This is a genomic window from Bacillus sp. LH1 (genome assembly GCF_057924895.1).
The window spans coordinates 4,945,391-4,967,875 of sequence record NZ_CM175007.1 but is presented as its reverse complement, the minus strand read 5'-3'; the positions used below and the strand labels follow the sequence as shown (position 1 = coordinate 4,967,875).

The 22,485-nt window shown below is 34.9% G+C and carries 23 protein-coding genes, 1 riboswitch and 1 other annotated feature; of the genes, 16 read left to right on the top strand and 7 right to left on the bottom strand.

The annotated features are described in order from the left end of the window. The first annotated feature begins 194 nt into the window (after positions 1 to 194). Complete coding sequence (locus ACX9TM_RS25785) at positions 195 to 383, top strand: hypothetical protein (protein WP_000222858.1); 189 nt, start codon at positions 195 to 197, stop codon at positions 381 to 383. Positions 384 to 490: 107 nt separating this feature from the next. Here the strand turns inward: ACX9TM_RS25785 and ACX9TM_RS25780 are convergent, their stop codons facing one another. Next, the gene (locus ACX9TM_RS25780; RefSeq protein ID WP_065381879.1) at positions 491 to 1,456 is read right to left on the bottom strand and encodes a DUF4822 domain-containing protein; all 966 of its coding nucleotides are present in this window, start codon (positions 1,454 to 1,456) and stop codon (positions 491 to 493) included. 443 nt (positions 1,457 to 1,899) lie between these two features. Here ACX9TM_RS25780 and ACX9TM_RS25775 point away from each other — a divergent pair, with 443 nt between their 5' ends. Continuing rightward, positions 1,900 to 2,859 carry a nuclease-related domain-containing protein gene (locus ACX9TM_RS25775; RefSeq protein ID WP_063219971.1) on the top strand — a complete coding sequence of 320 codons (960 nt, stop codon included), beginning with the start codon at positions 1,900 to 1,902 and terminating at the stop codon, positions 2,857 to 2,859. Positions 2,860 to 2,908: 49 nt separating this feature from the next. Then, the gene (psiE, locus tag ACX9TM_RS25770) at positions 2,909 to 3,313 is read left to right on the top strand and encodes a phosphate-starvation-inducible protein PsiE (RefSeq protein ID WP_000834704.1); all 405 of its coding nucleotides are present in this window, start codon (positions 2,909 to 2,911) and stop codon (positions 3,311 to 3,313) included. A gap of 48 nt (positions 3,314 to 3,361) precedes the next feature. On the opposite strand, the gene ACX9TM_RS25765 is transcribed toward psiE, so the two are convergent. Then, a complete protein-coding gene (locus ACX9TM_RS25765; protein WP_059304219.1) occupies positions 3,362 to 3,838 on the bottom strand; it encodes a DUF4362 domain-containing protein in 477 nt (158 codons plus the stop codon). 268 nt (positions 3,839 to 4,106) lie between these two features. On the opposite strand from ACX9TM_RS25765, the gene speG reads away from it, so the two are divergent. From speG to ACX9TM_RS25740, 5 genes are all read left to right on the top strand, one after another. Continuing rightward, on the top strand, positions 4,107 to 4,622 hold the full coding sequence (speG, locus tag ACX9TM_RS25760) for a spermidine N1-acetyltransferase (RefSeq protein ID WP_001071092.1): 516 nt from the start codon (positions 4,107 to 4,109) through the stop codon (positions 4,620 to 4,622). A gap of 437 nt (positions 4,623 to 5,059) precedes the next feature. Further along, complete coding sequence (locus ACX9TM_RS25755; RefSeq protein ID WP_000054858.1) at positions 5,060 to 6,607, top strand: ABC-F family ATP-binding cassette domain-containing protein; 1,548 nt, start codon at positions 5,060 to 5,062, stop codon at positions 6,605 to 6,607. Between the two features lie 5 nt (positions 6,608 to 6,612). Continuing rightward, positions 6,613 to 7,806: an MFS transporter gene (locus ACX9TM_RS25750; RefSeq protein WP_063219969.1), complete on the top strand. Its 1,194-nt coding sequence runs from the start codon at positions 6,613 to 6,615 to the stop codon at positions 7,804 to 7,806. Between the two features lie 180 nt (positions 7,807 to 7,986). Then, positions 7,987 to 8,199 carry a DUF3955 domain-containing protein gene (locus ACX9TM_RS25745; RefSeq protein WP_025118109.1) on the top strand — a complete coding sequence of 71 codons (213 nt, stop codon included), beginning with the start codon at positions 7,987 to 7,989 and terminating at the stop codon, positions 8,197 to 8,199. 79 nt (positions 8,200 to 8,278) lie between these two features. Beyond that, positions 8,279 to 8,518 (top strand): DUF3947 family protein, encoded by a 240-nt coding sequence (locus ACX9TM_RS25740; protein ID WP_000980930.1) that lies wholly within the window; start codon positions 8,279 to 8,281, stop codon positions 8,516 to 8,518. 30 nt (positions 8,519 to 8,548) lie between these two features. Here ACX9TM_RS25740 and crcB (ACX9TM_RS25735) read toward each other — a convergent pair whose 3' ends face one another. Both crcB (ACX9TM_RS25735) and crcB (ACX9TM_RS25730) read right to left on the bottom strand, forming a co-directional pair. Further along, the gene (gene crcB, locus ACX9TM_RS25735) at positions 8,549 to 8,905 is read right to left on the bottom strand and encodes a fluoride efflux transporter CrcB (RefSeq protein WP_000568587.1); all 357 of its coding nucleotides are present in this window, start codon (positions 8,903 to 8,905) and stop codon (positions 8,549 to 8,551) included. Continuing rightward, a complete protein-coding gene (crcB, locus tag ACX9TM_RS25730; protein WP_000639315.1) occupies positions 8,902 to 9,306 on the bottom strand; it encodes a fluoride efflux transporter CrcB in 405 nt (134 codons plus the stop codon). Before crcB (ACX9TM_RS25730) ends, crcB (ACX9TM_RS25735) begins: the two co-directional genes overlap by 4 nt. A 54-nt stretch (positions 9,307 to 9,360) precedes the next feature. Next, positions 9,361 to 9,420, bottom strand: a riboswitch (Fluoride riboswitch). 232 nt (positions 9,421 to 9,652) lie between these two features. Between crcB (ACX9TM_RS25730) and ACX9TM_RS25725 the strand changes: the two genes are divergently transcribed. The 5 genes from ACX9TM_RS25725 to tyrS all read left to right on the top strand — a co-directional run bounded on the left by ACX9TM_RS25725 (position 9,653) and on the right by tyrS (position 15,736). Then, positions 9,653 to 10,711 carry an endonuclease/exonuclease/phosphatase family protein gene (locus tag ACX9TM_RS25725; RefSeq protein WP_000714051.1) on the top strand — a complete coding sequence of 353 codons (1,059 nt, stop codon included), beginning with the start codon at positions 9,653 to 9,655 and terminating at the stop codon, positions 10,709 to 10,711. Between the two features lie 32 nt (positions 10,712 to 10,743). Further along, positions 10,744 to 12,246, top strand: coding sequence for a DUF4077 domain-containing protein (locus tag ACX9TM_RS25720; protein ID WP_063219968.1), 1,503 nt, complete (start codon positions 10,744 to 10,746; stop codon positions 12,244 to 12,246). A 166-nt stretch (positions 12,247 to 12,412) separates the two neighbouring features. Beyond that, positions 12,413 to 12,808: an SET domain-containing protein gene (locus ACX9TM_RS25715; RefSeq protein ID WP_000573649.1), complete on the top strand. Its 396-nt coding sequence runs from the start codon at positions 12,413 to 12,415 to the stop codon at positions 12,806 to 12,808. A gap of 383 nt (positions 12,809 to 13,191) precedes the next feature. After that, entirely contained in the window at positions 13,192 to 14,109 is a 918-nt protein-coding gene (murB, locus tag ACX9TM_RS25710) for a UDP-N-acetylmuramate dehydrogenase (protein ID WP_001057102.1), read from the top strand. A gap of 97 nt (positions 14,110 to 14,206) precedes the next feature. Beyond that, positions 14,207 to 14,422 (top strand) — a binding site (T-box leader). 51 nt (positions 14,423 to 14,473) lie between these two features. After that, positions 14,474 to 15,736, top strand: a complete 1,263-nt coding sequence (tyrS, locus tag ACX9TM_RS25705) for a tyrosine--tRNA ligase (RefSeq protein WP_001021108.1) — start codon at positions 14,474 to 14,476, stop codon at positions 15,734 to 15,736. Positions 15,737 to 16,074: 338 nt separating this feature from the next. Here tyrS and ACX9TM_RS25700 read toward each other — a convergent pair whose 3' ends face one another. The 3 genes from ACX9TM_RS25700 to ACX9TM_RS25690 form a co-directional block, all read right to left on the bottom strand. Continuing rightward, entirely contained in the window at positions 16,075 to 17,253 is a 1,179-nt protein-coding gene (locus ACX9TM_RS25700) for an NAD(P)/FAD-dependent oxidoreductase (RefSeq protein WP_000043202.1), read from the bottom strand. A 44-nt stretch (positions 17,254 to 17,297) separates the two neighbouring features. After that, entirely contained in the window at positions 17,298 to 17,738 is a 441-nt protein-coding gene (locus ACX9TM_RS25695) for a DUF1641 domain-containing protein (RefSeq protein ID WP_001115309.1), read from the bottom strand. Positions 17,739 to 18,170: 432 nt separating this feature from the next. Then, the gene (locus ACX9TM_RS25690) at positions 18,171 to 18,515 is read right to left on the bottom strand and encodes a winged helix-turn-helix transcriptional regulator (protein ID WP_000760481.1); all 345 of its coding nucleotides are present in this window, start codon (positions 18,513 to 18,515) and stop codon (positions 18,171 to 18,173) included. A gap of 373 nt (positions 18,516 to 18,888) precedes the next feature. Between ACX9TM_RS25690 and ACX9TM_RS25685 the strand changes: the two genes are divergently transcribed. From ACX9TM_RS25685 to ACX9TM_RS25675, 3 genes are all read left to right on the top strand, one after another. Next, positions 18,889 to 20,052 (top strand): MFS transporter, encoded by a 1,164-nt coding sequence (locus ACX9TM_RS25685; protein WP_002026553.1) that lies wholly within the window; start codon positions 18,889 to 18,891, stop codon positions 20,050 to 20,052. A gap of 16 nt (positions 20,053 to 20,068) precedes the next feature. Next, entirely contained in the window at positions 20,069 to 20,908 is an 840-nt protein-coding gene (locus ACX9TM_RS25680) for an aldo/keto reductase (RefSeq protein ID WP_000793532.1), read from the top strand. A 109-nt stretch (positions 20,909 to 21,017) separates the two neighbouring features. Continuing rightward, positions 21,018 to 21,929 carry a thioester domain-containing protein gene (locus tag ACX9TM_RS25675; protein WP_065381880.1) on the top strand — a complete coding sequence of 304 codons (912 nt, stop codon included), beginning with the start codon at positions 21,018 to 21,020 and terminating at the stop codon, positions 21,927 to 21,929. The last annotated feature ends 556 nt before the right edge of the window (positions 21,930 to 22,485 follow it).

The following is a 22,485-nucleotide window of genomic DNA, read 5'->3' as shown; positions in this document are numbered from 1 at the left end:
ATTATTATAAAACAAAAAAGACCGAACCGTCTGGTTCTGTCTTTTTTTAGGAATGAAGAATGAATTTTACAAATGATGTGGCACAAAGCTGGATTGCTACAATTGGGATGACATGTATGAATAGTGGACTGTAACACTTATGTAGATGGTTTGCAGAGATATAAAATCAATATAGAAGAGGAGTATTATTCTAGATGACTTATGTAACTACAATTTTATCAATAGCGGGTATCGTTATCATGTCTTTAGCGAGGATTAATTTTAAAATAAGGGCGTTTGCTAATAAACCAGCTTGGGGTGGCTTCACTCTTCCCTTAATTCTAATTGGATTTATTTTATTTTGTATCGGTATGTTTTTAGGTTTTGTAAATCATCAACTATAAGGTGGGAATATTGTGAAGACGAAAAGCTACATGTTTTTCGTCTTTTCGTTCTCTTGCTTAATAAGAAAGATCCTGCAACTCAGTACAGGATCTTTAATCAAACGTATTTAAAAACTAAATTGTGGTTTCATATCACCTTTATAAGGTTCATGTTCAACGAATATAGTTATATCCTTACCAGCTTGGTCTTTACCAGTTCTTTTATACGTAAATTTATTCTTATTTAGTTCAGTAAGTTCAAGAGCTGCACCGTATTTGTTATTTCCAATTGAAACATGGGCTCTTATTTTATTTTCGTGTACAACATCGAAGTAGCCATAGTCACCACGGCTTTGACCTGTTTCGCTATTGAAGAACTCATATTTATTAGACTTGTCATCGAATTTTGCTAGACTTATAAAATTCGAATTAAACTGTGTTACATCATTACCAGCTTCATCTACTACTTTTGTTCCGTGCCAAAGGGTACCGCCTAAAATTTTATCTCCATCAACGTTTTTAACAATATCTCCTGTAGTCGTGTTCAGCTGCTTGTCCGGATCAGTGAAAGAAAGTTCTTTTTCGTTATATGGGACATGTTCAACGAAAACTTCTACATCTTTACCGTTAGCGTCTTTACCCATTCGTTTATAAGTAAATACATTTTTATTTAGTTTTGTCATGTCAACGACAGCTTGATACTTCATTGATTCTGAAATTAATATTCTCTTCTTCCCATCATTTGTGACAAAGAAAGTGCCTTTATCGCCACGACTTGCACCTGTTTTAGCATCAAAAAATTCATATCTGCCTGACTTCGCATCATATTTTGCAAGACCAATGAAGTTTGCATTCTCTTTTGTTAAGTCATTCTTATCTTTGTCATACACTCGTGTACCTTGCCAATTTGTCTCGCTAAGAATATTAGCCATTTTTTGCCCTTTAGTTAATTTATTTTCCTTTTTTGTTTCTTTAGCAACTTGTTCTTGTTTTTGTTTCCCATGATTTTCTTCAGCTTTAGTACCAGCACACCCTGTTAATGCTAATGTGAATCCGAGCAGTACGGATGATAGTGCTTTTGCTTTTTTGTTCATGTTTTATCGTCTCCTTATTTTATGATTTCAAGTAGTACGGTTAGCGATTATAGTAGCAGTGCGTCATATATGAACTTAGTTGCTACGTTTCTTATGTTAATCCCCGACTATAAACTGCCTCTAAATAAAACATTAAAAAAAGATAAACTAATTCCTAAAATTTGTTCATATTTATAAAAAGGTCTTTTACATGGGGTGAATGTAAATTTCTCATTTTGAAAACGACGTAATTAAATGGGCGGATTCATATTATGCTTACAGTGCGATTTTAGATGTGATGCTATACTGTGTATAGGATTTTATGGGTGTATGTTGTGTCGGTTTTTGTCGGTAAGTCGATATTCTATGTCGAATCGTTGATATATTGAAAAAATCGTTGATATATTGTGAGTTATGATAGATATATTTGAAAAATCGTTGATATATTTTGAGGAGGGCTAAAAATGATTGTGAAAGAACGACAAATGCCGATGTATTTACGACAATTAGAAGCGTTATCTAGAAGATTACCTGCTCACCATCCGAAACGGGATATGGTTGCAGAAAGTTTAGCGAAGCATAAAGCGGGTTACAAAGGTGAACAAGCTATCAATTATCCATTAAGTTTTTTGCCAGAAGAAACATATAGTATTTTGCACGATATAAGGTTGTCTGATCAAAATCACCATTTTCAAATTGATACGATTATCATTTCAGCATATTTTCTTCTTTTCCTCGAAATAAAAAATATAGCAGGTACGTTACTATTTGATTCAAAGTTTAACCAGCTTATTAGAATATCAGAGGGGAATCCAGAAGGGTTTCCAAATCCAATTTTACAAGTGAAAAGACAAGAGGAACAGTTTAGAAAATGGTTAAGGTTAAATGGGTTTTCTCGTTTTCCGATTGAATCACTCGTTGTTATTAGTAATCCACGAACTATTATTAAATCTTCAGACGATAATCTCCCCAATAAAATTATACACAGTGCAAATTTACCTCATAAAATAAAATGGTTTGAGAGCAAATATAAGAAAAAAACTATAAAAAATGTAGACGATCTTATTTGTCAAATAGTAAGGAATCATACTCCATTACAGCAAAATATCCTCGAACAATTTAAAATCAAAAAAGGGGAATTGTTAAACGGCGTACGATGTGAGGTCTGTTCTATAATGCCGATGTTGAAAATCAAAAAAGGGTGGTATTGTTCAAATTGTAAAGCTATCTCTAAGGTAGCACATGAGGATGCGATACATGATTATGTACTTCTTATTAGTAGGACTTGTACAAATATGCAGTTAAAGGAATTTCTCCACGTTCAATCGAGTGCAACAGTTCATAGACTCCTTAAAACAATGAACATCCCACACACCGGCACTAATAAAGGACGAAAATATGATTTAACGCACCTTCAATTATAATTTTGCTATAATAAATATGTACTTATACGAAGGGGAGTTTAATGAGAAAATGAAATCATTCAATATTGATCATTTTATCGCGAGTGTTTTACAGTGGATATTAAATATAGCGCTAATTATATTATCCATTGTCTTATCTATCTTTTTAATTAATGAGACGATTACTTTTATTCAATACATATTTTCAGCGAAGAAGTATACGTCATATAAATTGGTTGAAAGTATCATCGTTTATTTCTTATACTTCGAGTTCATTGCATTAATTATTAAGTATTTTAAATCGAACTATCATTTCCCGTTACGTTATTTTATTTATATCGGAATTACGGCCTTAATTCGATTAATTATTGTGTCTCATGAGGAACCGATGGAGACGTTATTATACGCAGGAGCAATTCTTGTTTTAGTTATTGCTTTATACATATCGAATATGAGAGATTTGAGAAAAGAGTAGTAGTGCAGACATAAGTTTGCACTACTTTTTTATTTGCAATTATCCATCCTATAATTGGGGGGCTGTAATCAAATGAATAGTGTCAGGACATTCTAATTTATAAGTTACTTTGTTGTCTTCAATATCTTTTGTGATTTTTTGGCATATATTGTTCGAATATTGAATCTCTTGATTTTCACTATGTTTCTCATTTGTTTTTGTATAGTCAACATCATAATAGACGGAGGTAGACTCCTTTTCTTTTTTTACAGTTAAATCAATAATAACTGGCTCGTCCTTGGTATTAAATTTAGTAATTCTAACGGAATCGTCTTTATTTGAATTATAGTTTTTTACGAAAGTATCTAATTTTTCTATGTTATAAACTTCATTGTTTTTCTCAATAATATCACCACGTTTTTTGGAAACCTCAAAAGTATATGTCTCGTTTTTATCGTTTTTTTGCTCATTATTAGTACAACCAATAAGAGTAAATAAGACTAACGAGATTAAAGGTAATGCATACTTTCTATATTGTATTCTCATAGGTTCATCTCCCTTTCTTAATTTTTAACGATGATATATTTATAATTTTATCTTACTGAGATTTTTGGAAAGCCAAAAGACTGTTCTTTTTTCGTTAAGTTATTGTAAATGTCTACATTCTTTATTAATTGGTTATAAATTTCGGCATAATATTGTTACATCTTGACCTTCAAGTTGCTTGAAAGTTTACAATGAAATTAGGGCGTTTGAAATCGAAAAAAATTGAGAAATTAAGTGAAGAGGTTTCTTTTACTTGGAGGTTATAGAAATGAATCAGGAATTGAAGTTACGTCCATTAGAACGAGAAGATTTAAAGTTTGTACACGAACTGAATAATAATGCGCATATTATGTCGTATTGGTTTGAAGAGCCGTATGAGGCATTTGTGGAGCTGCAAGACTTATATGATAAACATATACATGATCAAAGCGAACGCCGATTTATCGTTGAGAAAGACAATGAAATGGTTGGATTAGTTGAGTTAGTAGAAATCGATTATATTCACCGTAGAACAGAATTCCAAATTATTATTGATCCGAATTATCAAGGATATGGTTATGCAGTGGATGCGACGCGTTTAGCGATGGATTACGCTTTTTCCGTACTAAATATGCATAAGATTTATTTAGTTGTGGATAAGGAAAATGAAAAGGCAGTACATGTTTATAAAAAAGTTGGGTTTATGGTAGAAGGTGAGCTTATCGATGAGTTTTTCGTTGATGGTAACTATCATAATGCGATAAGAATGTGTATGTTTCAGAAGCAATATTTTGAAAACAAGTAGTTGAAAGATTCGGAAGTAATGTTGACGCTTCGTAAAACCGTATGCTAAAATCCTTTTTAAGTATTAAGGAAGGTGCATAATATGCTTTATATAAAATTTGTAAAACTCATTAGAAAACTTTGCTCCGCACAAATGTATACGGTGAAGCGTTGTACGGAGCTTAATCAAGGGGCATAAATCCCCTATATTCATCGGCTGAATAACTTTTCTAAAAAAGTATAGTTTATCTATGCTTATTTCGTTATGGTTTTTCAGCTGGTGTATAAAATAGATTAAGGGGCCATAGACAATGCTTTGTCTATGGCCCTTTGTGTATATTATTCCGATGAGTCTTTACTATAAATTGGAGTAGTATAGGAAAAACCACGAAGCAGAGGGCTAGTGTCGAATGACGCTATCTCTCTGCTTTTTTTAATTTCAGGAAAAGAGGAATAAAAATGAGTTTACTTAAAGTGGAAAGTTTATCACATAGTTTTATAGATAAAGTATTATACGAAAATGCTTCTTTTGATTTGCATAAAGGGGAGCATATGGGAATTGTTGGACAGAATGGTGCAGGAAAAAGCACATTAATGAAAATATTGGTGGGGGAAATTATTCCTGATAAGGGAGACATAAAGTGGCAACCTAATATTCAAATTGGACATCTTGATCAATACGCAGAAATTGATGAGGGTTACACCATTTCACAATATTTAAAGAGAGCCTTTTATGATTTGTATGAAATGGAAAAGAGAATGAACAAGTTATATGAAGAAAGTGCGATGACTGGAGATGAAAATCAACTATTGAAAGCGGCAGAAATTCAAGGACTGCTCGAGGCTCATGATTTTTATTCAGTAGATAGTATTACGAATAAGGTGGCAGCCGGTTTAGGTATTGATGTGATTGGGATGAATCGTGTGATTGGTGAATTAAGCGGAGGGCAGCGTGCAAAGGTAATTTTAGCGAAGCTCTTATTAGAAGAGCCTAATATTTTATTGCTAGATGAACCGACGAATTTTCTCGATAAGGAGCATGTGGAGTGGCTTGCTAATTATTTAATGAATTTTGAAGGAGCGTTTATTGTCGTATCACATGATTTTGATTTTCTGGAAAAGGTAACTTCTTGCATATGTGATGTAGAGTTCGGAACAGTTAAGAAGTATTACGGCAAATACTCAGATTTTGTAAGACAAAAGGAGCATTTGCGAAAAGATTATATTCGCCAATATTATGCACAGCAAAAGAAAATTGAAAAAACGGAAGAGTATATTCGTAGAAATATTGCTGGGGTGAATTCAAAAATAGCGCAAGGTCGTAGAAAACAATTACAGCGTATGGAAAGAATTGCACCACCAAGTTTTACTCATAAACCGTCTATTCATTTTCAGGAACTTCCCATTTCAGTTCAGACAGTTCTTGAAGTAAATAACCTTGAAGTTGGTTACGACTTCGCTCTCTTACCAAAGTTGAATTTTTCAGTAATGGGTAGGCAAAAACTTGTTATTACAGGTTTCAATGGAGTAGGAAAATCTACTTTATTAAAAACAATCGTTGGAAATATTGATAGTATTTCTGGAGAGTTTCACTTTTCAGAGCAAATAAAGATTGGATATTATGAGCAAGATTTAAATTGGAGCAATGATTCTTTAACGCCGCTTCAAATTATTTCAGAACAGTTTCCTAAACTGAATATGAAGGAAATACGCCATCATTTAGCTGCGTGTGGAGTGAAGGATACGCACGTTTCGCAAGAAATTCGTACGTTAAGTGGTGGTGAACAATCGAAGGTGAAACTGTGCGGATTATTATTATCACCTTGTAACTTATTAATTTTAGATGAGCCGACAAATCATTTAGATGCAGAAGCGAAGGAAGCTTTGCAAAAGGCGCTAATTAAGTTTAAGGGCAGCATTATACTCGTATCTCACGAAGCGAGTTTTTATCTTGATTGGGCAGATAGCATCTTTCATATAGAGACAGGAATAGTTAAGGGGGTGTGAAACATATGAGTGAAAACAATTGGAAAACGAAAATTATATTATTTTTGACCGCTCAAACTATTTCGTTGTTCGGTTCCTCTCTCGTACAATACGCGATTATATGGTATATCACCCTTACAACATCATCAGGAGTGATGTTGACTATTTCAACTGTTTGCGGTTTTCTACCACAAATTGCGATATCTTTGTTTGCAGGTGTTTGGATTGATCGTTATGACCGTAAAAAGATGATTATGTTATCGGATGGAATTATAGCGATTGCGACGTTAGTTTTAGCAATTTTATTTTTAACAGGATATAAAAGTATTTGGTTACTTTTTATTGTGTTACTCATTCGTTCAGCTGGAACAGGAGTACAAACGCCAGCTGTGAATGCATTAATTCCGCAAATCGTTCCGAAAGAGTATCTTATGAAAGTAAATGGAATAAATAGCAGTATTACATCTTTAATTATGTTTCTTTCTCCAGCAGCAAGTGCGGCGATTCTTTCTATTGCCAGCATTGAAACAACATTTTTTATTGATGTTATTACGGCTATGATTGGAATTAGTATTATGCTTATCATTCAAGTAGAGGGACATGTGAATGCAGAGAATAAGCAAAAATCTAATCTACAAGGAATTAAAGAAGGATTCTCTTATTTAAAAGAAAATGTATTTATTAAAAGGCTAATCGTTTTATTAATTATCGTCATGATTTTAATAAGTCCAGCTGCTTTTTTAACACCTTTAATGGTAACTCGTTCTTTCGGGGCCGAAATGTGGAGACTTACTGCTAGTGAGATGACCTTTAGTGCTGGTGCGGCAGCTGGTGGCGTATTGATTGCCGCGTGGGGTGGTTTTCGTAATCGTATGCATACAACAGCGCTAGCTTGTGCATTATATGGACTGCTTATGATTGGACTCGGAATAGCACCGATATTTATTATGTATTTAGTATTTAATTTTTTAATTGGTATAACGATGCCGTGCTTCAATACACCAGTTACTGTGTTATTGCAGGAAAAAGTAGAACCATCAATGCACGGACGGATGTTCAGTCTTGTACAAATTGCGAATTCATGCGCGCTTCCTCTAGGAATGATAATATTTGGGCCATTGTCGGATATGTTTAGTGTAGAGATTTTGTTAATTTATGCTGGGATATTCGTGCTATTTTGCGCAATGTATATTGTATTAAGCAAGAGGTTTGAAGTGTAAATATTTATAATACAGAGGGTTTGCGAAGTGATTTAATATGCTTCGTAAACCTTTTTGTTATTATTCTAGTCAATAATTATTTATTGTTAAACGATAAATAATTATTGACTGTTAATGGTTTTTTGGATAATATGATGTTAAGAATCTAAGGAGAATTACATGAGTAGAGGAGAATGTGAAATGAAAAATAAATACGTAGTAGCTATTTCTTTCATGATTTTAGCGATTATTTCTTTAACTATACATGCTTCAAACAGTAAAGTAGGAGCGGATGGATTCCTTGAAGAACCTTTCTTTTTCCTAGTACCGATAAGTTATGTATTGTTCCTTAGTGGTATTGGCGTATTATTATTTGGATTTATTACTTCAAAGCTGAAAAAGGGCAATAAATAGGGGTTACCAATAGGGACAAAATACTCACTATGAAATAGAAACATACCATATGGAAGAAAAAGAATAAGTGAGATGAATCATGATGAACCATCATTTTTATAATGGAAGACAAGTAGGAGCAGCTATTACGCTGGCTGGGGCACAGGGAACAATTCATGCTATGAATCAAGCTATTCAAATGCAACAACAAGCATATTTTGCACAAATGATGCAAAGTCAGTATATGCCGTATTCACAGCTTCCGATGCAAATTGTACATTACGATGTACATCCAGCTGGTTTATTTTCTATTCCATATGGCGGGACATATTTCTTATGAAAGAAAGCGACTCAATAGAGTCGCTTTTTTTCATATTCCGCCTAGCTTCATTCCAAGGAATGCGAAGAGGATACCAATTATGTACGTAGCGCTTAAGTATAAAAGGAAAGTGCTAATATTTTTTCGATTGAGAAGTTGAACGGCTTCTAGTTTAAACGTAGAAAATGTAGTGAATGCACCCATAAATCCAGTACCTAATAATAGTTGCCAGCCTGTAGTAACTCCGTTGCCGATTATATATCCAAGTAAAAACGCCCCTGTTATATTAATAAGGAATGTAGCAAGTGGAAATTGTGTTTTATTTCTTTTCTTAAACCAATTGCTAATTGCAAATCGTGTAATCGCACCGAAAAATCCTCCTGTTGCGACTAATAAGGCTTCTATCATGAGTAATCACCTTCCGTAAGAGATTTCTTAATTAAGAAATCTCCAAGTGTATAGCCAAGGCCAGACATAATGAGGCCACCAAGTATGCTACATGATACATATAAGAAGGCTATGCTCCACTCAGAATGATTGATCAATTGCACAGTTTCTACACTAAATGTTGAAAAAGTCGTAAAGGAACCGATGAATCCAGTTCCGATGCCTGTGATGACCTCTGAAGGTAAGATGTTTAGCCGGGCGATATAAGTAGTTAGCCACGCTAAGAAGAAGCAACCGATTAAGTTAATGAGTAATGTTGCTAATGGAAATGAATGATGCCAAAATGTGGTGATATTAAGACCTAAATAATAACGAGAAAGAGCTCCTAATATACCGGCAATGCCGACGATAATATAAATCAATTTTCTCACCTCTTTAAATAGATTGCTCAAAAAAATAGACTCCTACCAGTATGTATACTGGTAGGAGTCATTAGCTAAGCAGCGTTTATGGCGAACTCCATCGCCTAGGATTATTACATATAGTGTACTAAATATACCGTTTAAATTCCAGTGAGGAGGTGGGTGTAACGTTTCTTTTTTTGATGTCTGAAGGTTTTTCAAGTAATTAAAATGGGATCGATTACTTATCAACTAAATATAGTGATATACGGTTTTAATTATGATAAAATGTTTCTTATGTGTGTCGTTTTGTTTTATTTGACTGAAAATAAAGAAAAATAAATTCGCGTGAAAAGGAGTCATTTATTTGAAGAAATTTTTAAAAATCGTATTTACATGTGTTTTAGTAGTAGCGGGCATTGTAGGAGGATTTCTAGCGTATATGACACTTACTAAAGAACAGCCTGCTGATGTTATAAGCTTGAAGGTGGAGAATAATAAGGAGCGCGTATTAGCGACTGGAAATGAGTTTAAAGTTACAACATTTAATATTGGATATGCTGGGTTAGATAAGGATCAAGATTTCTTTATGGATGGTGGAAAGGGATCTGGTTCAAGTAGTAAAGAGCAAACGGAAACTAATTTAAAGAATATGCTTTCGTTTTTACAAAATGAGAATAGTGATTTTGCACTATTACAAGAAGTTGATATAAAGTCACTTCGTTCATTTGATGTAAATGAACATGAATTTTTGAAAAAAGGATTACCTGATTATGTTTCATCATTTGGCAAGAACTACGATACGAAATGGGTTCCAGTGCCAATAACAAATCCAATGGGATATGCGGAGGCTGGATTAAGTACGTTTTCTAAATACACTGTTCAAGAAGCGAAGAGGTTCCAGCTTCCTGGAATGGAGCCTTGGCCAAAGCGTTTGTTTGATTTAGATCGAGCAATTGTGGAATATAAAATTCCTGTTAATAATGGGAAACATGTTAGACTCGTAAATTTACATTTGTCTGCTTATGATGAAGGCGGGAAAATTAGAAAACAGCAAGTAGAGTACTTAAAAGAATATATGAACAAGCATTATGAAAATGGTGATTACGTAATAATGGGCGGAGATTGGAATCAATTAGTTTCAAACGCTCAATTAAGTGATCCGAAGTTCGTGAAAGAGCGCCCTGAGTGGTTAGTAGAGTTACCGAAGGACTTTACAGACGGTGGCTTTAAGTGGGCTGTAGATCCGTCTGTTATGACTGTGAGAGATGATGTAAAGAAATATGTAGAAGGTGAAAATTTCGTCACTATTATTGATGGCTTTATCGTTTCACCGAATGTAGAGATTGTAAATGTACAAGGGAAAGATTTAAAGTTTGAAAATAGCGATCATAACCCAGTAAGTGCGGTATTTAAACTGAAGTAATTGATATGTATAAGTAGAAGGTGGGGCTTCATATGGAGTGGTTAAAGAGGACTTGTTTTTCTAACCTTGAGAAAGAATCACAGAAAAATCATTTATTACTGTTTATAACGATTTGTAGTTTCTTTCTTGGGATAATCGCAATTGGGTATTATGGATATATTTTTACAGAGAGAGCAATAGCGTTTTGGATTTGTGGTATTTCTGTCGTTGCATTTGGAACGCTTTTTACTTTTATAAAAAGTATGGAATCAGCGTATAAATATATCATGACATTTATGTTGCTTACAATGTCTTACATTATGGTACAAGCCTTTAATGAAAGCCCGGCTGTATTTCAAATGGTCTATTTTACATTAGCTGTTTCACTTATTTACTTAAGTGAGCGCCTCATTTTAATTCTTGGCGGGGTAGCTGTTGTGATCACATTTATCCTTTGTAGCTATTGGCCGGAGCAATTTTTTGCTTATACAGCCTCGTCTGAAGCTGCTAATTTCGCAAGTTTGTTAGCGATTGTAACAATCGCTATGTGGGGCGTCACGAAAATCGGTTCTAATCTGCTCCTTCGTTTAAGTGATGAGAAGCAAGAAGTAATGAGAAAAGCTCAGGAGTTAGAAGAGACGCAAAGACTTATTGAAGAAACAGTTGTGAAACTAGATAGTAATTTCAATCATTTAAGACAAAATATGAACACGTCGATGGAATCGATGAGTGAAATTAATTTTGCCTTTGAAGAGGTGGCAGTTGGTACGCAATCACAATCAGAGATGATGTATCGTTCGGTAGAAGTATTGAATGATATGGAGGGAAATATTGAACAAATCATCTCTCAAGTAAGAACTGCATCGGCTCGTGTGGATGAAAGCTTAGAAATTTCAAAAGGTAGTGTACATACTCTAAGAAATTTTGAAACTAACATGAGAAGTTTAAATGATGTTGTTTCACAGTCTGGAATTATATTTAGAGATTTAATGATGCAATCGAAACAAATTAATGAAATTGTAGATGTAATAACGAATATTTCAAGTCAGACGAGTTTGCTAGCTTTAAATGCAAATATTGAAGCTGCGAGGGCAGGCGAGCATGGAAAAGGTTTTGCTATTGTAGCGAGTGAAGTGTTAAAGCTTGCTGAAGAATCAAATCGTTCTGCGGGAAGAATTCAAGGGATTTTGAAGGAGTTTAGTAATCAAGCAAGTAAGGTAGAAGTGCAAGTAGAAAAGTCAGAAAGAGTACAAGAAGAATGTAACGAGATGTTAGCAAGCGTTTTAACAAATGTAACTGATTTAGGGAAGTTTATTGATGCGATTAATGAAGTAATGCGAGAGGTTGTTGTTCATCAAGAAAGTTTCCAAGTTAAAACGACGAATATCGTAAAGGATGTTACGCATGCTTCTAACGTAATTCAGCAAACTTCTACAGCTACAGAAGAAGTGCTAGCGAGTGTGGAAGAAGAAAAACATCGAAATGATACGTCAATGAAGACGTTACAAACTGTTAGCGAGCAAGTGAAGTTGTTAGAAGATATTTTAGAAAAGTAATATTGCTTGGAAAGAGCACGAATGATGTGCTCTTTTTTCATTGAAACGAATACTTGATAGGAATTTAATTGCTTTTCTGCGCGTTTTCTGCCAAGCTTAAGGAGATAAAATTCAGCTAATAGCGGAATTAAAATACTTCAAAGAAAGAATTAAATAGGTGACGCATATGATCGAAGTTAAGACTTCTGAACTTAGTGATGGAGAATTTAATAGAGGTGTATTTGCAACTCGTGATATTAAAAAAGGTGAGTTGATACACGCAGCACCAGTTATCTCTTATCCGAATGAACAGCATGAACATATTGAGAAAACATTACTTGCTGACTACGCATTTGAGTATGGAATCAATCATACGGCAATCCTTTTAGGATACGGTATGTTATTTAATCATTCATATACACCGAATGCAACGTATGATATTGTCTTCGAGAACCATACGTTTAACTTCTATGCTTATAAGGATATAAAAGCAGGAGAAGAAATTTTAATCAATTATAATGGTGAAGTTGATAACGATGAGCTGTTATGGTTTGATAAAGAAAAAGAAGAGAACGAAAAGTAATATAAAGAGTATAGAAAGAGCACATTCTGTCGGATGTGCTCTTTTTTTATTGATGTAAATAAAGTAAAAAGTACAAAAAAATACCACTTTCTTTTTGTGTGGTATAGTAAGATACTGAGGGATAGTGTTTTGAAAAAGTCACATATTTTACAAATTGTTGTCTTTCTGATGACATGTCAAGTTTAGTAGTCCATTTGGGTTGCTTTATTATGCAATATATATTTTAATATGAGTGGCACCTCTTATAAATTAAGAGGTTTATAGGTGTCTCGAATTGATTTTGGGTACACTGTATCCACCACTTTAGGTTCTTTCATGTACGTGGGGATATTATGGGCCCGTATAACGGGATAAAATGAATATAGAAATAGAGGAATCGTAAAATGAATATGCAAGAGGTTTATAAATATTTAAGTACGGTATTGCCTGAAGGACATGTTAAACAAGATGAAATGTTAAAGAATCATACGCATATTAAAGTTGGCGGAAAAGCAGATGTTTTTGTTGCGCCTACAAATTATGATGAAATTCAAGAAGTTATTAAATATGCGAACGAATATAATATTCCAGTTACGTTTTTAGGAAATGGATCGAATGTCATTATTAAAGATGGTGGAATTCGCGGGATTACAGTAAGTTTAATTCATATTACAGGTGTTACTGTAACAGGAACGACGATTGTAGCACAGTGTGGTGCAGCAATTATTGACGTATCACGTATTGCCTTAGACCATAACTTAACGGGTCTTGAGTTTGCTTGTGGTATTCCAGGTTCAGTTGGCGGAGCATTATATATGAATGCTGGTGCATACGGCGGTGAAATTTCGTTTGTATTAACAGAAGCTGTCGTAATGACAGGTGATGGAGAGCTACGTACTTTGACGAAAGAAGCATTTGAATTTGGATATCGTAAGAGTGTATTTGCGAACAACCATTACATTATTCTTGAAGCGAGATTTGAACTTGAAGAAGGTGTACATGAAGAAATTAAAGCAAAAATGGATGATTTAACGTTTAAACGTGAGTCAAAACAGCCTCTAGAATATCCTTCATGTGGTAGCGTATTTAAGCGCCCACCAAATAACTTTGCTGGTAAGTTAATTCAAGACTCAGGACTACAAGGTAAGCGAATTGGTGGAGTAGAAGTTTCTTTAAAACACGCTGGGTTTATGGTGAATGTTGATAACGGAACAGCACAAGATTACATCGATTTAATTCACTTCGTACAAAAGACAGTTGAAGAGAAATTTGGCGTGAAGTTGGAGCGAGAAGTAAGGATTATTGGAGAAGATAAGGAATAAAGAAATACGTATGAAGATATGAATTATTTTAAAATAATATTTGGGTATTGTTGACAATTTGTTTTCAATTCAATATAATGGCTAATAATTTAACAAATAACATACGTTGAAAGAGCCCAGTAGCAGTTTGTCACTGTTAACGAGAGAGCTAGGGGTTGCTGGAACCTAGCACAAACAAACTTGTGAATTACACTCTGGAGTATCTTAGGTAATGCTAAGCGGACTGGCAATCGATATTATTGCTAAGAGTGGTATGAGTAGCTATGCTATTTATACAAACTGGGTGGTAACACGGTGAATAATCGTCCCTATGTCATAGACATAGGGATTTTTTGTTTTAAAAAAATAAAGGGGATGACAAAAGATGAATATCATTGATGAGTTAGAATGGCGCGGCGCCGTTAATCAACAGACTGACGAAGAAGGCTTACGTAAGCTAGTAGAAGAGAAAAAGATTTCACTATACTGCGGAGTTGATCCAACCGGTGATAGTATGCATATCGGACATTTGATTCCGTTTATGATGATGAAGAGATTCCAATTAGCCGGCCATCATCCTGTTATTTTAATTGGCGGGGCAACAGGAACAATTGGTGATCCGAGTGGACGACAATCAGAGCGTCAACTTCAAACGTTAGAAGTGGTTCAGCATAATGTAGATGCGTTAACAGCACAAATGAAAAAGCTATTTGATTTTGGTGGAAATAGCGAAGTGAAGATGGTAAATAACTATGATTGGACACATGAAATAAATATTATTGAGTTTTTACGTGATTACGGGAAAAACTTTAGCATCAATAGCATGTTAGCGAAGGATATTGTAGCAAGCCGTTTGGATACAGGTATTTCTTTCACGGAATTCACGTACCAAATTTTGCAAGCGATGGACTTCCATCATTTATACACGAAAGAGGATGTTCAACTGCAAATTGGTGGTAGTGACCAATGGGGAAATATTACGAGTGGTTTAGATTTAATTCGTAAGTTAGAAGGTCATGAGGCGAAAGTATTCGGATTAACGATTCCGTTATTATTAAAATCGGACGGTACGAAGTTTGGTAAATCAGCGGGTGGTGCGGTTTGGCTTGATCCTGAAAAAACGACACCGTTTGAATTTTACCAGTTCTGGGTAAATACAGATGACCGTGACGTCGTTAAATACTTGAAATACTTTACGTTCTTAACGAAAGAGCGTATTGATGAATTAGCGGTTAAGGTGGAAACAGAGCCTCATAAACGTGAAGCACAAAAAGTACTAGCAGAAGAAATGACGAAATTCGTTCATGGAGAAGAAGCATTCCTGCAAGCTGTGAAAATTACAGCAGCGTTATTTAGCGGAGATATTAAATCGTTAACAGCTGATGAAATTGAACAAGGTTTTAAAGAGATGCCAACATTCCAGTCTTCAAAAGAGACGAAAAACATCGTAGAGTGGCTAGTTGATTTAGGAATTGAACCATCTAGACGACAAGCGCGTGAAGATATTAATAACGGAGCGATTTCTATGAATGGTGAGAAAGTAACAGATGTGGGTACGGATGTTACTGTAGAAAATTCATTTGATGGACGATTTATTATTATCCGTAAAGGGAAGAAGAATTACAGCCTTGTGAAGTTAGGCGAATAGTTTGTGTGAAAGGATGGGAGTAGGAAGAATACTTCCATCTTTTCGTATACACAATTTGGACATAAAATAATCAGTAAATTTAGATAATTAAAAGGGTTATACGATTCTTCTGCCGAATAAATAAGTTAGAGAAAATTACGGATAAAGTGAAACTTTAATCAGTGGGGGGTGTTCCTCCCCACTGATTATTAGTTGAACCAATCGGGCTTTTACGGGCAGTTAATCTTCCAACTTCATCCCTGCATTCACTGTATTTTAAGGTGGAGGTTTTACTGCCCGTTAATGCGGGATAAAAATAGCCCGAACCATGCAGGGCATGATTCGGGCTTATATTCAGATTAGTAAGCTAAGCTGAATAGACCTTTAATGTGTGATAAGTAACGAACGTTACTTGCTTCTTTCATTAATGATGCTGGTAAGCCTTTAAGTGGAGTATTGCTTGCTCCAATTGTAGCAACCGCATCTTTACGTCCTAGACTAGCAAGTGTTCCAGAGTTTACAGGTGCGAACTCTTCGAATGCTTTGCCTTCTAGTGCTGCGTATAAGTTGTATCCAATTAACTCACCCATTTGCCAAGCAATTTGTGCAGTTGGTGGGTATGGACGTCCGTCTGGAGCGAAGACAACAGCGCTGTCTCCAGCAACGAATACGTCTTTGTGAGAAGTAGATTGTAGGTATGCATCAACTGTTGCACGTCCACGGTTAACTTCAAGACCTGATTCACCGATTAATGGGTTACCTTGTACGCCGCCCGTCCAAACGAATGTGTTAGCAACAAGTTTTTGACCGTCTTTTAAGTCGATTTCGTTGCCAGCAACGTTTGTTACAGGAAGACCAGTTAAGAATGTAACGCCGCGCGCTTCTAGGCTAGTAGTTGCACGTTCGATTAAGTGGTCTGGTAATACTGGAAGGATTTTTGGACCTGCTTCAACAAGAAGAAGTTTCACTTCTTTTGGATTTACGCCGTGGCTTTTTGCAAGTTTAGGCATAATGTCAGCAAGCTCACCAACTAGCTCAACGCCAGTTAATCCGCCACCACCGATTACGATTGTAGCATCAGCTTCGTTTTTCGTTTTCGCGTATTCACGAATACGGTCTTCAACGTGTTTGTAGATTTTGTTTGCATCAGCAGCAGATTTTAATACCATGCTGTTTTCTTCTAGTCCTGGAATACCGAAGTAAGCAGTTTTACTTCCTAAAGCAACTACAAGTGCATCGTAAGATAAAGTAGTGCCGCCAGCTAGTTTGATTTCTTTGCTATCAACTGAGAATGACTCAACTGTTGCGATTTTAAGATCGATATCTTTACCTTTGAAAAGCTTTGTAAGTGGCATTGCAACTGCTTGCTCAGACACGTTACCAGCTGCAAGGCGGTGTAGTTCAGTGATGATTTGGTGCGTTGGGTATTGGTTAATCACTGTAACTTGTGCTTCTGATTTACTGTAATATTTACGTACGTTTAAAGCGGCAAGAAGACCGCCATAACCAGCGCCTAAGATGACAATTTGTTTTGACATAGTATGATATCCCCCGTCTTTACTAATTGTTGTTATAAGTTAACTTATTTATTGTTACGTTCTGCACTAATTTGAAGATATGCGTTCACAAAGCGGAACATTTTTTGTGCTTGTGGATCTTTTAATAATTTTAATAGACCGAACAGGCCGATAACTTCGTTGCTTTCGTCAGCACGATCTTTCGCTTCGATTGCAGTAGCAGCCATGCTTTTCACTGTATCTTTTACAGGTTCTACAAGCTCTGTGATTGCACCAACAGTGTCGCTTTTTAATACTTCATCAGTAGCAACAGTTTGAGCGAAGTCATAAGACTTAGTTAAAATGTTAACAAGCTCAGTTAATTTTGGAAGCTGTTCTACTAGTGTTGTTAATGATTCTTGTACCTCAGGTTTTAACAACTGATCAAGTACATCAAGTTGTCCTTGGCTAGCAGAAATTTGTACAGTTTCTTGTTCTGGCTTTGTTTGAGTCATAGTTTCTGGCATCTCCAATTCTCCTTTACGATAGCAATACTCTTATTTTTTATAAGTAAGATAGTAAACGGTTACGAAACTTTATACAAAGTTTCACAAAACACAATAAAATGCCTTTAAATTTATGACAGCAAGTAAGCTGACATAAATCTAAAACCATAACGTCTTACTTATTATTTATGAACTGTCCGATACATGGCTTGTCCGCATAATGGAAAAGCTCCGTTACCGGAAAGTGTATATAATATATATCCTATATTATATACTATATACACCTATGTTAACATAAAAATGATTCCTAATTATTTGATATTGAGTGTATAACGTAGTGCTGACAAGGTATGAAAGCGTATAAAATATTTTGTTCCAGTTAGAAATGTACATATATATAAAGAAAAAAAGGAAAAAATGAACCAATTCATGTTCGTTTTTTCCTTTTTCCTATTATTCACCTTCTGCAATTAGCATCGATGTGTTACCTTCTTTTTCAAGATGGCATTCGCCCCAAGAACAAAGAGAATCAAGAATGGATTCTAAAGACCAACCGTAGTCGGTAAGAGAATATTCTACTTTCGGTGGGACTTGGTTGTATACTTTTCTTTGAATGACGCCGTCGTCTTCTAATTCACGTAATTGCTGTGTTAACATTTTTTGTGTAATACCAGGCATGGAACGTTTTAGTTCACTCGTTCTCTTTGTACCTTTCGTTAAGTGACAAAGGATAACAACCTTCCATTTTCCGCCGATAACTTCTAAAGTCGCCTCTACAGGAATATTGTATTTCTTCATATGAAATCCTCCCTTTGTAAGTAAAATAAGTTAAATCATACAAATGTTACTTTTTAGTACCTATAGCACTTTAAAGTACGTACTTTTTATTATGTTAAATATGTTTCATAATAGCACATGTAAGAGGCAAATGAGTAGTACGGTACCAAAAAGTGACTATGTTACTTTTTAGTGCCTATCGTACTTTAAAGTGCGTTCTTCAAAAAAGGAATGAAACCATTCATAATAGCATTTGTAAGTATGAAATATATTTTTTAGAAGATAAAAGGGCCTTTTTATCATACTATTATGATTGGATTTCTTGTAATAAGGAGGAATTCAATTGAGTTCATATACAGTACCATCTTCGGAAGCTCAGACGAGCCGAAGAAGTATGTTTGCTTTATTAGCGCTAGCAATTAGTGCGTTTGGGATTGGTACGACCGAGTTTATTAGTGTCGGTTTACTACCATCTATTTCAAAAGATTTAAATGTTTCGGTTACAACAGCCGGTTTAACGGTTTCCTTATATGCGTTAGGAGCGGCGGTAGGAGCTCCTGTTTTAACAGCGTTAACGGCTAGTATGTCGCGAAAGACATTATTAATGTGGATTATGGTTATTTTCATTATTGGTAATGGCATTGCGGCGGTAGCAACAAGCTTCACTGTATTAATTATTGCAAGAATTGTATCTGCGTTTGCACATGGTGTGTTTATGTCAATTGGATCTACAATTGCAGCTGCAATCGTACCAGAGAATAAACGTGCTAGCGCAATTGCGATTATGTTTACTGGATTAACAGTTGCGACTATTACTGGTGTGCCAATTGGAACATTTATCGGTCAACAATTTGGCTGGAGAGCGTCATTTATGGCGATTGTTGTAATTGGAATTATTGCTTTCATCGCAAACAGTATACTCGTCCCATCTAATTTAAAAAATGGTGTACCTGTATCGTTTCGTGATCAATTTAAATTAATTAAAAATGGAAGACTATTACTTGTTTTCATTATTACTGCACTTGGATACGGCGGTACATTCGTAACATTTACGTATTTATCTCCGTTATTACAAGAAGTAACAGGATTTGAAGCAAGTACTGTTACTATCATTTTATTAGTGTATGGAATCGCAATTGCGATAGGGAATATGGTCGGCGGAAAATTATCGAATCATAATCCGATTCGAGCGCTATTTTACATGTTCTTGATTCAAGCGATTATATTATTTGTTTTAACATTTACAGCGCCATTTAAAGTAGCTGGATTAATCACAATTATTTTCATGGGACTATTCGCATTTATGAATGTTCCGGGGCTACAAGTATATGTAGTTATATTGGCAGAGCGCTTTGTTCCGAGTGCGGTTGATGTTGCTTCAGCAATTAATATTGCCGCATTTAACGGAGGGATCGCTTTAGGTTCTTATATAGGTGGCCTTGTAACGAATTCATTAGGATTAATCCATACTGCTTGGGTAGGTGGCCTTATGGTAGTAGCCGCTGTTATTTTAACAGCGTGGAGCATGACATTAGAAAAAAGAGATCAAGTAAAATAAAAGGAGAGAAAATAAAATGAAAAACTTACAAAGTAAAGCAGTATTAAATAACGGTGTAGAAATGCCTTGGTTCGGTTTAGGTGTATTTAAAGTAGAAGAAGGACCAGAACTTGTAGAAGCTGTAAAATCAGCAATTAAAGCAGGATACCGCAGCATCGATACAGCTGCAATTTACGGAAATGAAAAAGCTGTAGGTGAAGGAATTCGTGCAGGTATTGAAGCGACTGGTATTGCAAGAGAAGAATTATTTATTACTTCAAAAGTATGGAACGCAGATCAAGGGTATGAAACAACAATCGCTGCATACGAAGAGAGTCTAAAAAAATTAGGACTAGATTATTTAGATTTATATCTTGTTCACTGGCCTTCAGAAGGAAAATATAAAGATACATGGAGAGCGCTAGAAACACTTTATAAAGAAAAGCGCGTACGTGCAATTGGTGTAAGTAACTTCCAAATCCATCACTTACAAGATGTAATGAAAGATGCAGAAATTAAACCAATGATTAACCAAGTAGAATACCACCCTCGTTTAACACAAAAAGAACTACAAGCTTTCTGTAAAGAACAAGGTATTCAAATGGAAGCATGGTCACCACTAATGCAAGGTCAATTATTAGATAACGAAACATTACAAGAGATTGCTGAGAAACACGGTAAAACAACAGCGCAAGTTATTTTACGTTGGGATCTTCAAAATGGAGTAATCACAATTCCAAAATCAACGAAAGAACACCGCATTATTGCAAACGCAGATGTATTTAACTTTGAATTAACGAAAGAAGATATGGAAAAAATCGATGCGTTAAATCAAAATCATCGCGTTGGTCCAGATCCTGATAACTTCGATTTCTAAGATTAAGGTAAGAAAAAAGAGTGCTTAAAAGCACTCTTTTTTTTTGCATAAAAATAGTTTCTAAATAAATACTACTTAGTATTAAGTTTGTTATTAAGGGGCTGTAAACATGAATATAAAGCAATCGTTCAAACTTTTAGCTATGTTTTTAAGTGTCTTATTTGTATTATTCCCACTTCAAAAAGCATTCGCAGAAGTTATGGATCATACAAAGTATCAAATGGATTGGAGTTATAGTAAGTCAAAGAAGAAACCAATTCGAACAGAACTTATTAAAACGGCAGATGGAAAAATTGCATTTTGCTTAAATGTAGATTTAAAATCTCCGAGCGGTCAAGATTTACCAGAAATGGGTAAAGTGGATATTAATGTGTACCGTGTACTGTTGAATGGATATCCACAAAAGAGCCCACAAGAATTAGGAGTATCTGATTGGAGAGAGGCGCATTACGCAACGCAGCTTGCAGTATGGAATGCGTTAAAACAAATTGATGTTAATGATTTAGATTTCCGAAATAAAAATGTAGAGAAAGTAACAAAAGATATCGTTGCAAAAGCAAACGCTAGCGAAGAACTACAAGAAATTACGATGAGTGTAACTCCTACAGAAGAACAAGAAGCAGTCTTAAAAAATGATTTCTTTGAAACAGGCTTATATACAGTAGAAACAAATGCAAAAAGTGGAACGTATAAAGTGCAAGCAACAGGTGCACCAGCGGGCGTGAAATTTGCAAATGAAAAAGGCGAAACAAAAACAGAATTTAATGTAGGAGAAAAGTTCCGCATTTTAATTCCGAAACAAACACCAGCTGGTGGATTTAGCTTTAAAGTATCAGGAAATTTAACGAAATTACAAGGGATTGCGCATAAAGGTACACCGACTATTCAAAATGCAGTAGTATTACTTGAGCGTAGTGAAGAAAAAACAAGTCCAGAGTTAGCGGTAAGTTGGAAAAAGGCTGAGGCTCCAAATAAGCCATATACTCCAAATGAACCGCATAAACCGAATCAAAAGAGATAATGAAAAAGCATTGGTATATGCCAATGCTTTTTCATATGAATTTTTTAAAGGTATATCAAGATAATAATTAATCGAGTGAAACACTATTTTAACGTTTGAAGAAGTATTTAAAAATAATAAAATATGGAGAAATCTAAACGTTACAATAAATGGATTTTATTCACGAAATTGTAACATTATTCTAATTAGAGAGGCTATCAAACAAAGTGTAAAGCGTGTACAATTCAGTTGGAAAAACTACCTATAGATGGTCATATATGAAGAAAATGTAAAACTCTATTGTTGTTCACATTTTTAGATGTATAGATGACAATACTGAAAAATATCTTTTACTATTCTCTTTTTTATGTAGCAAGAGAACTCATCACAAATAGAGAGAAGTGAGGAGGGGATATTACATAAAAATTGTACAATGTAAGAAAGCGAATACATGGAGGGAAATGCGGTAGTAATAGATACAGGTGCGCGAGGTGTTAGTCTATTCGTTAAATGTTTTTATAAAGATAATAGGATTTTTCATTAAACGAATATATAGGATGGTTTGTCTAAAAAAAGG